This window comes from Actinokineospora sp. NPDC051303, from assembly GCF_055586285.1.
In genome coordinates, this window is record NZ_JBVJIN010000001.1 from 84,508 (window position 1) to 97,636 (window position 13,129).

The 13,129-nt window shown below is 68.8% G+C and carries 11 protein-coding genes; 6 read left to right on the forward strand and 5 right to left on the reverse strand.

Annotated elements, in window-relative coordinates; genetic code table 11:
• Positions 1-110 precede the first annotated feature (110 nt).
• Entirely contained in the window at positions 111-1,454 is a 1,344-nt protein-coding gene (locus ACZ6SD_RS00420; RefSeq protein WP_465314712.1) for a helix-turn-helix domain-containing protein, read from the forward strand.
• Entirely contained in the window at positions 1,451-2,197 is a 747-nt protein-coding gene (locus ACZ6SD_RS00425; protein ID WP_465314713.1) for a 2'-5' RNA ligase family protein, read from the forward strand. Before ACZ6SD_RS00420 ends, ACZ6SD_RS00425 begins: the two co-directional genes overlap by 4 nt.
• A gap of 251 nt (positions 2,198-2,448) precedes the next feature.
• On the opposite strand, the gene ACZ6SD_RS00430 is transcribed toward ACZ6SD_RS00425, so the two are convergent.
• Positions 2,449-3,168 (reverse strand): TetR/AcrR family transcriptional regulator, encoded by a 720-nt coding sequence (locus tag ACZ6SD_RS00430; RefSeq protein ID WP_465314714.1) that lies wholly within the window; start codon positions 3,166-3,168, stop codon positions 2,449-2,451.
• Between the two features lie 182 nt (positions 3,169-3,350).
• On the opposite strand from ACZ6SD_RS00430, the gene ACZ6SD_RS00435 reads away from it, so the two are divergent.
• The 3 genes from ACZ6SD_RS00435 (at position 3,351) to ACZ6SD_RS00445 (ending at position 6,179) form a co-directional block, all read left to right on the forward strand.
• A complete protein-coding gene (locus ACZ6SD_RS00435; protein WP_465314715.1) occupies positions 3,351-4,817 on the forward strand; it encodes an MFS transporter in 1,467 nt (488 codons plus the stop codon).
• Between the two features lie 113 nt (positions 4,818-4,930).
• Positions 4,931-5,800: an aldo/keto reductase gene (locus ACZ6SD_RS00440; protein WP_465314716.1), complete on the forward strand. Its 870-nt coding sequence runs from the start codon at positions 4,931-4,933 to the stop codon at positions 5,798-5,800.
• A gap of 16 nt (positions 5,801-5,816) precedes the next feature.
• The gene (locus tag ACZ6SD_RS00445) at positions 5,817-6,179 is read left to right on the forward strand and encodes a DUF427 domain-containing protein (RefSeq protein WP_465314717.1); all 363 of its coding nucleotides are present in this window, start codon (positions 5,817-5,819) and stop codon (positions 6,177-6,179) included.
• Between the two features lie 37 nt (positions 6,180-6,216).
• Here the strand turns inward: ACZ6SD_RS00445 and ACZ6SD_RS00450 are convergent, their stop codons facing one another.
• Positions 6,217-6,753 (reverse strand): flavoprotein, encoded by a 537-nt coding sequence (locus ACZ6SD_RS00450; RefSeq protein WP_465314718.1) that lies wholly within the window; start codon positions 6,751-6,753, stop codon positions 6,217-6,219.
• Positions 6,750-7,670 carry a helix-turn-helix domain-containing protein gene (locus ACZ6SD_RS00455; protein WP_465314719.1) on the reverse strand — a complete coding sequence of 307 codons (921 nt, stop codon included), beginning with the start codon at positions 7,668-7,670 and terminating at the stop codon, positions 6,750-6,752. The genes ACZ6SD_RS00450 and ACZ6SD_RS00455 overlap by 4 nt, the downstream gene beginning before the upstream one ends.
• Before the next feature lie 179 nt (positions 7,671-7,849).
• Between ACZ6SD_RS00455 and ACZ6SD_RS00460 the strand changes: the two genes are divergently transcribed.
• On the forward strand, positions 7,850-8,314 hold the full coding sequence (locus tag ACZ6SD_RS00460; protein WP_465314720.1) for a hypothetical protein: 465 nt from the start codon (positions 7,850-7,852) through the stop codon (positions 8,312-8,314).
• Positions 8,315-8,583: 269 nt separating this feature from the next.
• On the opposite strand, the gene ACZ6SD_RS00465 is transcribed toward ACZ6SD_RS00460, so the two are convergent.
• Both ACZ6SD_RS00465 and ACZ6SD_RS00470 read right to left on the reverse strand, forming a co-directional pair.
• Complete coding sequence (locus tag ACZ6SD_RS00465) at positions 8,584-10,173, reverse strand: 3-hydroxyacyl-CoA dehydrogenase family protein (RefSeq protein WP_465314721.1); 1,590 nt, start codon at positions 10,171-10,173, stop codon at positions 8,584-8,586.
• Positions 10,174-10,305: 132 nt separating this feature from the next.
• Positions 10,306-13,050 (reverse strand): AAA family ATPase, encoded by a 2,745-nt coding sequence (locus tag ACZ6SD_RS00470; RefSeq protein ID WP_465314722.1) that lies wholly within the window; start codon positions 13,048-13,050, stop codon positions 10,306-10,308.
• Between the last annotated feature and the right edge of the window lie 79 nt (positions 13,051-13,129).

Below are 13,129 nucleotides of genomic sequence, written 5' to 3' on the forward strand. Positions count from 1 at the left end.
CACGAAACCCGTTGACAGGTGTTGTGCGGAAGGGCGTGACCAGGGCATCACGCAGGTCGTCACGCGCAGTTAGGCTTACGGTGGATAGTCGTATGGGCACACTCTGGAGCGTGGACGACGTGGCACGGGAAGCAGCAGAGGTAGCAGAGTTGCGCCGCGCTCTAGGCGAACGTCTCGCAACCTTCCGAAAGGCTGCGGGTCTTACACAGCGCCAACTTGGCGCGGCTACGTTCTGCGACCGGACGCGGATCTCTCACCTAGAGAAAGGTCGCACCCGAGCCGACGAGCAGTTCTGGAGAGGCACGGACGAGACGTTGCGCGCCGATGGGGCGCTGTTGTCCGCGTTCGCTCAACTTGAGAACGCGAAACGTATTCACGAGCAGCAGGCTCGCACCAACGAGTTGGCTGTAGCCCGCGAGCGCATCGACAGGTGGAAGCAGGGCGACTCAGAGGTACCCAGCACAGCGCCTGATACCACTGATTTTCCTGCACAGGGCTACGACTTGTCGTCGGTGGTCGAACTGCTTGGACCAGCACAGACCCTTGACGTGCTGGCAAGCTACACAGCCTCGGTCATCGCACGCTACGAATTGGAAGGGCCGCACCGGCTAGCACCGGAAGTGCAGGCGCTTCGCAGGCTAAGCCTCCAACTCAGCAACCACGTCACCAGTACAGCCGAACGCACTCGCCTGGCGTCGACCAGCGCACGCCAAGCGGCGCTCCTAGCCTACATGTCAGTCAACCTCAGCCGCTTCGCTGACGCCGAGCGCTATGCGCTCGAAGCCGCTGTGCTGGCAACCGCCCTTGATGACGTGTCGTTGCAAGTCTGGGTGAAGGGCACGCAAAGCCTCGCCGCCTACTATCAAGAGCGCTACCAAGAAGCGCTGAACGTCGCCCAGGTAGGCGTGCGGCTCGCAGGTGACGACCCTCAGCGCATCCGCTTGTTGTCGAACGGCGTAGCACGGGCTGCCGGGAAGCTCGGGGACAAGCGAACCGCGGAATCCGCCATCGACAAAGCGTTGCAACTTGCCCACGACACCGGCGGCGCGGCAGGCATGACGTCCTGTATCGACTTGGCTCCCTACGGCTGGGCACGTACCGCCGCCAACACGGCGACTGCGTACTTGGCTCTCGGTAGCTACCCTCGCGTGCTCGAACTCACTCAGGAGCTGAGCGCTGTGGTGACTGACTCCGACTCGGACTGGAGCCGATCACTTATCGGTTTGGACGAAGCAACGGCCTTGACGCTTGGGCGCCACGCCGACCTCGACCACGCGGCGGCGGTCGGGATCGCGGCCTTGCAAGCCTCCGCTACCAAGCCGATCACGTCAGTGGGCAACCGCGCCCACGAACTTGCTGCCAGTCTGCGCCAGCGTGGCCCAACCCGCGCAGGCCAGGAGTTCACGGCCGCGCTGCACGAGTGGCACCAAGGAAGTAGAGGCACGCGGGAATGAGTACCTTTCCCTCAGACCTCCCCAAGGATCTGGACGAACCGCACGTGATCCGTGCCCATGACTGGGAGGCGTTCACATCGGTCGACATGATGGACAACCACTGGAACAGGCCGGGTTGGTCTCCAGACAGACGCTCCTACCACTGGATGCTTACCTTCAGCGACCCTGCCCTCCAACACCTGGCCGAACACTGCCAAGCCCACATCGACGCGCCGTACCTTGACCCGGTGCCCCTGGATGCACTGCACCTGACCCTGGGCCGGATCGGCTTCACCGACCAGGTCGCGGCGGATATTGCACGTCAAGTCGCTAACGCCGGACAGCGGCGCTGCGCAACCGTGGGCGCGTTCGACATGACGATCGGGCCGCTGGCGGGCTCGCGCGGAGCCATCAGGTTCAGCGTGACCCCATGGTCACCTCTTCTGGCGCTACATGCCGCGCTCACTGAGGCTACCCAGCACCTGCTCGGTGACCAGGCCGCAATGGACACCGGGCACTTCCGACCACACCTGAGCATCGCCTACGCGAACACCCCCGCGCCAACTCCAGTGACCGCCGTACAGGAGTTACGCGACCTGCCAACCGTAACCGTGGGGGTGTCCTCAGTATCCATGGTCGAGCTACGACGCGAAGACCGCGCCTATCGCTATGACGTGTTGGCAACCATCGCCCTCACGGAAGGTGGCGGCTCTCCTAGCGGCGGAAACTGTCAGATCGAGAAACCCCCCAGAGTTCCGACTTGACTCCACCCCATCGAGCACCTGGCGGGCGTCGGTTCGGCTTCGTGGGGGGCAGGTTCGCTTGTGCTCCTTGGCCCATCGAGCACTGTGCAGGCTCGGGTGCGGCTTCGTGGGGGCGTGGGTTTGCTCCTTGCCCCATCCATCTGGCACCTGGCAAGGGCCGGGCTCGGCCAGTAAGAGTGGTGTGCTTGGCCGGTGGGCGAAGCCGAGGTGCTCTTTGGTTCCCTCGCTCGCCAGCCCACCCGACAAGAGCCCTAAACCACCGCGCAGCCGGGTATTCCAAGGCTGCGAACCAAGTCCAGGATCTCAGCGCGATACAGCTTCTCCGGGTCAACGATCTGAGGGCGCAGATGCCCATGGACCTCCAGCGTCACCAACCCATGCAGCCGTCCCCACACCCGCAGCGCCAGGCTCGCCGCAGCGGGGGGCAGGTGGGGATGCGGGGTCCGGACCATCGCGGCATAGGCGGGGTCGTAGTCGGTCCACTCGTGGTCGCTGCCTACGTGCAAGTGTTGGGCGCTTGGCCAGGCTTCGGCGACGATGGCAGTGAGTAGGGCGCAAGCGCGGTGTTCGGCGGCGCGGGCCTCGGCGCACGGTGGTAGCTGGTGAGCTGGCACTCCGTCGCCGTAGATGAGGCGGAACTCGGTGGGGTGGGTGATTGCCCAGTGGCGGAAGGTATGGCCGTAGGCGAGTAGCTGCGCGGTTGGGTCGCCTGTCGGTTGGGCGTTGTGGGCGGCGGTGAGGGCGTCGGCGAGGGCGGTGTACACCTTGGCGATTAGCTGGCTTACCAGGGCGTCTTTGGTTTCGTAGTAGCCGTAGATGGCGCTGGGGGTCATGCCCATCTCCCTGGCGACGGCGCGCAGCGAGAGCGCGGCGATGCCGCCTTCGGCCATGTGGCGCAACGCTATGGCCCTGATCTCGGCGGCCGTCGCCGCCCTGACCCGCTTCCGCCAGGTGTGTGCCCCGTCCACCATGCCTTCACTTTACAGTGTTGTGACCCAGATCGGCGTGTGAGAACAGATCGCCGTTGTGTTGACACGCATCGTGTAACTCCTACACACTGTTCAGTGTTCGCCGGGCGTGCCCGGCCGCACGTCTCTCTCGCTGGTTTTCCGTCCGTTGCCGAGTGCAACCCCGCACAGGAAAAGAGCCATCCGTGGACTCTTCAGCCCCGACGCGACAGCATGCCGGGCTCAGGCTCGCGCTGTTGGCGTTCGCGCAGTTCATCATCGCGGTCGACTACAACATCGTCTACGTGGCGCTGCCGGACATCGGAGCCGATCTCGGCTTCACCGAGCAGTCGCTGCAGTGGGTCGTCAGTGCCTACGCCGTCGGGTTCGGCGGGTTGCTGCTGTTCGGCGGTCGCGCCGTCGACCGGTTGGGCCAGCGCAAGATGTTCCTGCTGGCCCTGGCGATCTACGCCGTCTCGTCCCTGGTCGGTGGGCTTGCCGGGGACCCGGTTCTGCTGGTCGTGGCCCGGATCGCGCAGGGCATCGGCGGCGCGTTCCTGTTCCCCGCGACCCTGTCGCTGATCAACACCAGTTTCGCCGAGGGCGCCGAGCGCACCAAGGCGCTGGGCATGTGGGGCGCGGCGGGCGGCGCCGGTCTGTCCGCTGGCGCGCTGCTCGGCGGCCTGTTCACCGCCTACGTCGGCTGGGAATGGGTGTTCTACATCAACATCCCGCTCGCCCTGATCGCCATCGTGGCCGCGCCCAAGCTGCTCGCCCCGGACGCGCCGAGGGTGCGCGGCGAGGGCAGCTTCGACGTGCCCGGCGCCATCATCGCCACGCTCGGCTCGGTGCTGGTCGTCTTCGGCCTCATCAACGGCCCGGAGGCGGGCTGGGGCTCGCTGCGCGGCGCGGGCGCGCTGATCGCCGGTGTCGTCCTGCTCGGCCTGTTCCTGCTGATCGAGGCCCGCACCAAGGACCCGTTGGTCTCGCCGAAGATGTTCACCAACCGCAGCCTGTCGTCCTCGATGCTGGTCATCCTGGTCTACCAGGGCGCGCTTGGCGGCGCGTACTACCTGCTCACCACCTACCTCCAGCCGGTCTTGGGCTACAACGCCCTCGCCGCGGGCCTGGCGTTCCTGCCGCTGACCGTCATCAGCGTGGTCGCGCTCGGCCAGGTCGGCCCGCGCATGATCGCCAAGTGGGGCGTGCGGACCACCCTGTTCGTCGGCATGATCGGCACCGGCATCGGCCTCGCGGCCATGGTGGCGGGCATGTCGACCGGCGGGTCGTTCTGGACGATCCTGCCCGGCGTCGCGTTCTTCGGCCTCGCGGGCGGCGTCACGTTCGTGACGATGTTCGTCGCCGCGGGCACCGGGGTCGCCGCCGAGCAGCAGGGCGTGGCCTCCGCGCTGGCGTCGACGTCCCAGCAGGTCGGCGGTGCGATCGGCCTCGCGGGCCTGATCGCCTTGCTGACCTCAACCCTGGACGGCGCCGCCGCTGGCCCCACCCAGGCCACCATCGACGGCCTGCACCTCGCGGGCTACATCGGCGGCATCGCCACCGTCGTCGGCGCGTTCTTCGCCTTGGGAATCAAGAAGGTCGCCGCGGCGCCCGCTCCCGAGCCCGCCGACGTCGCGGTCACGCCGGGCGGAGAGGTCCCGGTCGCCCAGTAGCTCCGTGGTGTCCCCCTACTGAGCGACCGCCGCCCGGCATCCCGGTGGCCCGCGGATTCCCCCGTCCGCGGGCCACCGTCTTCCCCGCACCACTCCCTGAAGGGCTGCCCACCATGACCACGACCACCGCCCGCCCAGCCGAGTCCGCTGGCACGTTCCTGCTCGGCGGCGACCTGCCCGTCACCCGCCTCGGCTACGGCGCGATGCGCCTCACCGGCCCGGGAATCTGGGGCGCCCCAGCCGATCCGGACGAGGCCGTGCGCGTGCTGCGCCGCGCGGCGGAGCTGGGAGTGACCTTCTTCGACACCGCGGACTCCTACGGCCCGTTCGTCAGCGAGCAGATCATCCGCGAAGCCCTGCACCCGTACGCGGACGACATCGTCATCGCGACCAAGGCCGGGCTCACCCGCCCCGGCCCCGACGACTGGCGCCCCCTCGGCAGGCCGGAATACCTGCGCCAGCAAGCGGAACTGAGCCTGCGCCACCTCGGCGTCGACCAGATCGATCTGTTCCAACTGCACCGCATCGACCCCGCGGTGCCGCTGGCTGACCAGATCGGCGAGCTGAAAGCGTTGCGGGACGAGGGAAAGATCCGCCACATAGGACTGTCCGAGGTGACCGTGGCCGAGGTCGTCAAGGCCCGCGAGATCGCCCCGATCGTCTCCGTGCAGAACATGTACAATCTCGCCGAACGCAAGTACGAGGACGTGCTGCGCTACGCGGAGAAGGAAAACCTGGCGTTCATCCCGTGGTTCCCCATGGGCATGGGACACTTGGCCCAGGCCGACAGCCCCCTGGCCCCACTGGTGGCCGACTTGGCCGCGTCCCCCGCCCAACTCGCGATCGCATGGCTGCTGCGCCACTCGCCGGTCATGATCCCCATCCCCGGCACCTCCACCCTGCCCCACGTCGAGGAAAACATCGCCGCCGCCCAAATCGCCCTATCCGACGAGCAGTACAAGGCAATCACCGACGCGGTATGACCTCCCTGGAGTCGACATGCCTAACCCAGACCCAAACCACCGCGTAGACGTCGTAGAGGGCGCCCAACACGTCACCGTCACCATCGACGGCACAGTGGTAGCGGACTCCACCCGCCCACTGCTGGTGTTCGAAACCGGCCTACCCGTCCGCTACTACCTCCCACCGGAAGACGTGGACTTCACCGCGCTCCAGCCGACCGACACCCACACCACCTGCCCCTACAAGGGCAAAGCGTCGTACTGGACCTACAACGGCACCCCCCAACGCACGGACGTCGTGTGGGCCTACCCGGAACCCATCCCCGCGGTCCAACAAATCAAAGACCACATGTCCTTCTACGACACCATCGCCGAAATCACCGTCGAACCAGCCTCTTGACCCCAGGAAGCGGCCCCGGCACTCCGGGGCCGCTTGCCTATCGCGCTTTGTTCGCCGCGTCCAAAGCCGCCTGCCACGGGTAGCTGTCCATGGCGCGCCCTCCGGTCCGGGGCGGATGAGGCACGAAGCCACCTTCGCCGAACAGCACCGTGACCCCGGACGCACGCAATTCGCCGACGCTCCGCGAAAAAACCCGATTGGCGGCCAACGCCGTGTTCACGAACGGCAGCACGACAATCGGCACACCCAGCCCGGTCAACTCGGCGAGCTGGGTGAGGACATAGGTGTCGGCAGTGCCATGCGCCCACTTGTTGACCGTGTTGTAGGTCGCGGGTGCCACGATCACAGCGGTGGCCTTAGGCAGTCCCTGCTGTCTACTTCCCCGGTGGTCGGTCCGGACCGGATGACCGGTCAGTGCCTCAAGCGCGTCGAGATCAAGAAAATGCGCCACAGCGGACGGCGTGGCGACACACCACACATCCCAGCCGTCAGCCTGCGCCAACTTCACCATCCGATCAACCTGCGCGGCCGGGCCCGCGCCGCAAACGACGAGATACAGCACTGGAGCGCTCACGCTACGACTCCCGCCCGTTCGGCCATCCTATGGGCTTGCCAGGCTGATTCACCACTGGTGTTGTCCAAGAGCGAGCGCAACAAGCCATGAGCCAGCGGGCGGCAGCGAACTTCTTCCGGGGCGATACGTTCGGCCTGACCGAGTAGTCGCACGGCTTCCCGGTAATCGCCTGTTCGAGTATGGGCTTCCGTCAGGTCCAGGAGAAAGTTGGCTCGCCGTTCCGATGGCAACGCGGCTACCGCGGCGGTGGTGATCGCTTCGGATCGTTGCCCGCTGCTGGTCATCGCACGGGCGACGCTGCGTGTCGCGCGCGCCAAGGACCAGGTGTCGGCGACGGCAAGTGCGGCGTGCATCGCTCGATCCGCTGCGAGCCACGCGATGTGGTTCTCCCCGAACTTCAACAACATGGACGAGGCCAGGCGGTAGGTCGTCACCAGAACCCGGTGAGCGGCTATGTGCTCTGCGCTGCCGAGGGTTTGCACCGCGAGTTGGGCGTCATGCATCAGCCTGGGGAGATGTTGGGCCACCACGGTGAAATGCGACGACATCCACGCATGGTCGAGATAGGCGGCCTGGTTGGTGATGCTCCGGATGCTCACTGGCTTGGTGCTGGCTGCGGACAAGCCTGGGTAATGGCCAAGAGCCGAGCGAATAGCGTTGACTTCGGTCGCGTCGACGCATTGGGTGGCTGTTTTGGCGCCAACCGGATCTGTCAGTGTCCGCGGACTGAGGCCCAGCACCTCGGCCACCCGCTCCACCATGGGCAGTCGCTGTAGGTCGCGTTCACCCTTCTCGATCTTGTCCAGCCAGGAAACCGAGCGGCCCACCATATCGGCGAACTGCTTGCGACCAAGGTTGCGCCGCAGCCGCCAGTAGCGCACTCGATGACCAATAGGCCGAGTGTCTCCGCTGTCCATGCCGCTCCTTGATCTGTCCGCGACGCGAAGGTGTCCTGTTCAGGGTAGCGAGTCGGCGGTCACACATTATTGTGTGACGCGTTTTCGACTGTCACACCTAGCGTCATCGACAGACACCCAGCATCGATGCGCCGCACTGGCCCTTCTGCCTCAGGTTCCTGGTGCGGCAGCCTTCCTCGGTGCTGGATGTCACCCTTTGTCACCAAGGTGGAGTTGACCAGATGCCGTACACGCTCATTCACCAGGCCGATGCCGTGGCTCACCTGCCGAAGTCGCGCGAACTGCTGGCTGTCCGGGCGGACGGGTGGGAGTTCCACCTGCTCAGCACGGACGACGCTGTCGTCGGTTTCGCGGCGAGCCGGGGTCAGGTGGGACACACCGATGTGGTGTTCGTTTTCGATCCGGGGCCGGTGGTCGGGATGCGGGTGGTGCTCGACCACGGTGGTGGTGTTGTCTGGGCGAAGCACGGCAATGTCGTGGGCGATATCGCCCAGGAGTTGGTCGACCTACCGGCGCCGGGTGAGGCGGGCGCGCCGCGTCTGGTTGTTCCGGTGAGTGCGCTGTTGGCTCCGGTGCCAGGCACACCCGCGAATCACGGCTGGGCTCCGGAGCGTGTGGGACGAGTGATGCGCGGGCAAGGGTGAGGATTGGTCTCGGGAGATGCTGACCAGTGAGCCGCCGGTTTGCTGGTCCTGCGCCCAGTTCTCAGTGAAGGTGTGTCCGGCGTTGCGGATGGGGCATACCCTGGTGCGGGCGGGATCGTTCGTTCTCTTCGGGGTTGATGGCATTCGCTATCGGGTGGGGCGTTTTGGGCCGGTGCCGGGGGAGCATCACGTTGTGTCGTTCGCTGACCCGGGGATTCGGTGGACGCTTGCGGCGAAGTTGGTGCGTGGGTTGGCCGACTGCGCGGTCCTCAGCCTGCGATGAGGGATGCCTTGCGGTAGCTGTGGAATCCCGCGTCCGTCTTGCGGCCCAACCGTCCACAAGCGACCAGATGGGAGAGCGCCGGGGCGGGTTTCATGGCGGGGTCGCCGAGTTCGTGGTGGAGGGTGGTGAGGATTTCTAGGCAGACGTCCAGTCCGATGGCGTCCATGAGGGTGAAGGGGCCCGTGGGGTGGCCGTAGGCCTGCTCGACGGCGGTGTCGATTTCCTGGATGCTCGCGTCGGTGCGGTCCAGGAGGTGGATGGCGTTGTTGAGGTAGGGCAGGAGTAGGGCGTTGACGAGGAAACCGGGGCGGTCTCGGCATTCCACCACTGTCTTACCCAGGAGGTCGCAGACCTGGCGGGCGGTGTCGATGGCCGCGGCGCCGGTGTGGTTGGTGTGGACCAGTTCCACCAGGCGGATGGTGGTGGCTGGGGTCAGCACGTGCAGGCCGACGACGTCGGCGGGGCGGGTGGCGAAGCTGGCGACCGGCAGGCTTGACGAGGTGGTGGCGAGCACCGTGTCGGGGGCGCACACCACATCCAGTTCCGCGAACACCTCCCGTTTGGCTTCGGGGGAGTCGGTGACGGCTTCGATGACCAGGCCGCAGTCGCGGAGCCAGGTGATCTCGGCGCCGGTCTGGAGGCGGGACAGGGCCGCGCGGCGGGTGGCCGGGGTGATCCGGCCGCGGCGGACCGCGCGCAGGGTCGACTCCGCGATGGCGTCGGCGGCGGCGTCCGCTTTGGCCGACGAGCGGGCGACCAGGATCGTGGGATAGCCCGCCACGGCGCACAGTTCGGCGATGCCGCGGGCGACGTTGCCGGAGCCGACGACGCCGATCGCGTGGACCGGGCGGGCCTGGGGGTACTCGCTCGGGCGGACGGTGGTGGGGCGGTCGAATCCCGGTGCGCCGTCGGCGGCCATGCGCCGCAGCAGTGGGGCGGGGCGGTGCGCGGGGTCTGCGGTGCGCTGGTGCAGTGCCTCAAGGCTGCCGAGCGCAGCGTCGAAACCCATGTGCTCCACCAGTTCCAGTGGGCCGAACGGCAGATCCAGGCCGATCCGCATGGCGGTGTCGATGTCGGTGGCGATCGCGTGCCCACCGTCCACCATGGACACCGCCCGGTTGAGCGAGCCGAGCACCAGTTCCTCGGCCAGCGCCAACTGCGCGCCGGTCGCGGTGAGCTCGCGCAACCCCAGCGCGGGCAGCAGACGGTCGACGGTCCGCGTCGCCGCGGTCGACGTCATCGCCGTGCGGACCACTTTGACCGCGCGGGAAAGCGTTGGGGGAGCGGGAAAGCGCAGCGCGACGACCTGCGCGGGCCGGGCGCAGCCGAGCGCCAGCCGGTGCGGCGAGTGGGACGTGCTGGTGGTCGCGACCACCGTGTCCGGTCCGCAGGCCGCCGCGATCGCGCGGACCGCGGCGGATTTGGCCGCCCAGGAGTCGGCGACCGCCTCGATGACCACATCGGCCGCCGCGGGCGTGTCCGCCCGCTGGACGCCTGCCTCGTCCAGCAGGACGGTCAACGCGTCCGCGAGCGCGCCGCTGCCGAAGATGCCGACGACCAAAGGCTTTCCGGGCATGGCCCATCCCTCCCTGCGCTATCCCAGGCGCCCGGGACGACGATGTCCACTCTCACGACGGAGAAAAGGCGTACTGCTCGACCTTACGGCCCGCGGACCCCTGCCGCGGCCCCTAGCGTCCCCTGAATCCGCTCAGCCGGACCGAGGCAGGCTCTGGTGCAGCCCGAGCGCGAGTTCGTTGCGGCGGTTGACTTTCAGCTTCCGGTAGACCCGGGTCAGGTGTTGCTCGACGGTGCTGACCGTGACGAACAGCTTGCTCGCGATCTGCCGGTTGCTGTAGCCCTGCGAGGCGAGCACCGCGACCCGGTGCTCGGCGTGGCTCAACTCGACCACGGGGGTCTGCGCGGGCGTCCCCGGCGTCGCGGCCGGAGGAGTGGGCGCCGGGGCCGCGCCGCGTTGCTTGACCAGGTGGTCGGCGCGGCGCAGGGTGAGCTGCGCCTGCGCGCCCTCGCCGATGGCGTGCTGCGCCCAGCCCAGGTCGGTCAGCGTCGCGGCCAGCGCGAAGCGGTCGTCGCTGTCGGAGATGATCTCCGCGGCGGTGGCCAGCAGCCGCGCGCGTTCCTCCGCCTCGCGGGTCGCGGCGAGCGCGCGGAGCGCCGCCGCCCGGGTGTGCGGGTCGTGGGGGCCGCAGAGCCGGAGCTGCTCGGCGGCCAGTTCCTCGGCCTTGCGGTCCATCCCCAGCCGCGCGCACGCCCAGGCCGCGTCGCTGCGCCACGGCACCAGCGCGGGGTAGTCCATCCGCCACGCGGTCATCAGGTCGCCGATGGCGGTGAAGTCGTCCAGCGCCGACTGATGGTTGCCGGTGGCGTAGTGGTGGCGTCCTCGCGCGCGCAGGTAGTACAGCCCGATGGGGGTCTGGAACATCAGGTCCGGCACCGGGGTCCGCAGGAGCCGGGCCGCCTCGGCGTGGTTGCCTGCGACGGTCGCCGCGGTGATCGCCACCGACAGCGGGAAGCCGATCAGCACGCCCCAGCCCGCCGCCGGGATCACCGACATCGCCGTGCGCGCGTGCGCCTCGGCCGCCAGGTCGCCCCGGCGCAGCGCGATTTCCCCGCGCACCGCGGAAAGCAGCCCGTGCCACAGCGCCGCCCCGGCCGCGCGGGCCTCCTCGATCAGCCGGTCGCACACCAGTTCCGCGGTCGCGGTCTGGTCATTGGCGATCAGCGCCAGCAGCGACAGCACGATCGGCATGATGGTGCGCTCGCCCAGCCGCGCGGACTCCAGCGCCCGGTGCGCCAGGGTCGCCGACTCCTTGTTCGGGCCCGCGGCGATGGCACTGCCGAGCGCGTCCGTGGCGCATAGGTACCCGCTCAGCGGCGTGGCCACCGGCTCGCCGTCGTCCTCGGGCGCGGGCGTGGCGGTCGCCGGATACAGGTGGGCGAAGACCGTCCGCAGCGCGCGCAGCAGCGCGGCCGTCTCCGGCTCGTCCGCGCCGGGGGAGCGCTCGATGCGGTCCAGGGCGTTCGCCGCGGTCTCGACGTGGCCGAACCACAGCAGCGACACGACCGGCGCGATGGCGTCCCGGCCGACCACGTGCCCGGCCTCGATCGCCGCGCACAGGCCGCGCAGGTGCCGCACCGCGCGCGCCGGGTCGACCCGCCACTCCGCGCGCAGCAGCAGGACCTCGGTCATCGCCCGGGTTCGGTCGTCCGCGTCGGCCCCGTGCCGCTGGGCCAGCCGCAGACACCGCGCGGCGAAGCCGGACTCGCCCGCGGCCATCGCCTGCTCGGCCGCCTCGTGCAGCACGGTGATCAGGCTCCCGTCGACCCGCTCCGCGGCCACCAGGTGGGCCGCGACCGCCGCCGCCCCCGCGCCGTCCTTGTGCAGCAGGCGCGCGGCGCGCAGGTGCAGGGTCGCGCGCTCGTCGTGGTCGATGCCGTCGCGGATGAGCCGGGCGACCCGCCGATCGCGGAACTGCCCGCCGACCAGGATGCCGTTGCCGTCGAGGGCGGCCATGGCCCGCGCGGTGGTCTCGGTGGGCAGGCCGACGAGGTCGCCGAGCCATTCGGCGGTGACCGCGGCGTCGGCGACCGCGAGCCCGCGGGCCGCGCGCAGGCCGGAGGCCTCCAGCCGGTACAGGCAGCGCGACAGCGTGCGCTCGAACGCCTCGCCGGGCATCAGCGCGGTCGCCGAGCTCGGCCGCGCGGCGGCGTGGTCGTCGGCGAGGGCGTGCACCAGCGGCGGGAGGCCGCCGCTGAGGGAGTGGGCCTGCGCGGCGAGCGCGTGCGCGGTCGCGGGCTCCATGCGCTGGGCCAGGATCTGCTCGACGCCTCTGGGGGACAGCGGGTGCAGCCGTAATCGGCGACAGTGCGGCTCGTGCGGGAGTTCGGCGTGGAACAGCGGGTGGGTCGAGTGCGGGCGGGCGGCCTCGGTCAGCACCAGCATGGTGTGCGTGGCGCGGAACCGGCGGATCAGGAACAGCAGCGACTGCAACGACGACGTGTCAGCGTAGTGCAGGTCGTCGACGCCGATCACCAGTGGCCGGGGCGAGTCCTCGGCCAGCCGCAGCAGTTCGTCGCCGATCCCGCACAGCGGCTGGGAGATGCTGTCGAAGTCGTCGTCGGGGCTCACCGCGGCCGCGGTCTCGCGGGAGGCGGCGAGCAGGGCCTTGACCCGCTCGGTGGTCTCTTCCGGCAGGTCGACCCGGCTGAAGAGTTGGGCGAGCACGCCGTTGGGGATGGTGCGCTCGCAGCGGGCGGCCACGGCGTCGAGGTAGATCGCGCCCGAGGCGAGGACGTGGTCGGCGAAGGTGCGCAGCAGCTCGGTCTTGCCGCTCGCGACCGGACCGGTGACGATCACCACTCGACCCCGGCCCGCGACGCTGTGGGTGAACAGTTCTTGCAGCTCAGCGAGGTGTCGTGCGCGCTCGACAAGCATCGAGTCCCCCTTATGGGAAGATGTCGACGGCTCGTGGCCGTGGGGAGTTTCCGGGCTGCCGGGTCGGTTCGGAGAACCA

Excerpts from the sequence above, each read along its gene's own strand:
- ACZ6SD_RS00470 (WP_465314722.1), bottom strand. The coding sequence starts at position 13,050 with ATGCTTGTCGAGCGCGCACGACACCTCGCTGAGCTGCAAGAACTGTTC.
- ACZ6SD_RS00445 (WP_465314717.1), top strand. The coding sequence starts at position 5,817 with ATGCCTAACCCAGACCCAAACCACCGCGTAGACGTCGTAGAGGGCGCC.
- ACZ6SD_RS00425 (WP_465314713.1), top strand. The coding sequence starts at position 1,451 with ATGAGTACCTTTCCCTCAGACCTCCCCAAGGATCTGGACGAACCGCAC.
- ACZ6SD_RS00465 (WP_465314721.1), bottom strand. The coding sequence starts at position 10,173 with ATGCCCGGAAAGCCTTTGGTCGTCGGCATCTTCGGCAGCGGCGCGCTC.
- ACZ6SD_RS00440 (WP_465314716.1), top strand. The coding sequence starts at position 4,931 with ATGACCACGACCACCGCCCGCCCAGCCGAGTCCGCTGGCACGTTCCTG.
- ACZ6SD_RS00430 (WP_465314714.1), bottom strand. The coding sequence starts at position 3,168 with ATGGTGGACGGGGCACACACCTGGCGGAAGCGGGTCAGGGCGGCGACG.
- ACZ6SD_RS00455 (WP_465314719.1), bottom strand. The coding sequence starts at position 7,670 with ATGGACAGCGGAGACACTCGGCCTATTGGTCATCGAGTGCGCTACTGG.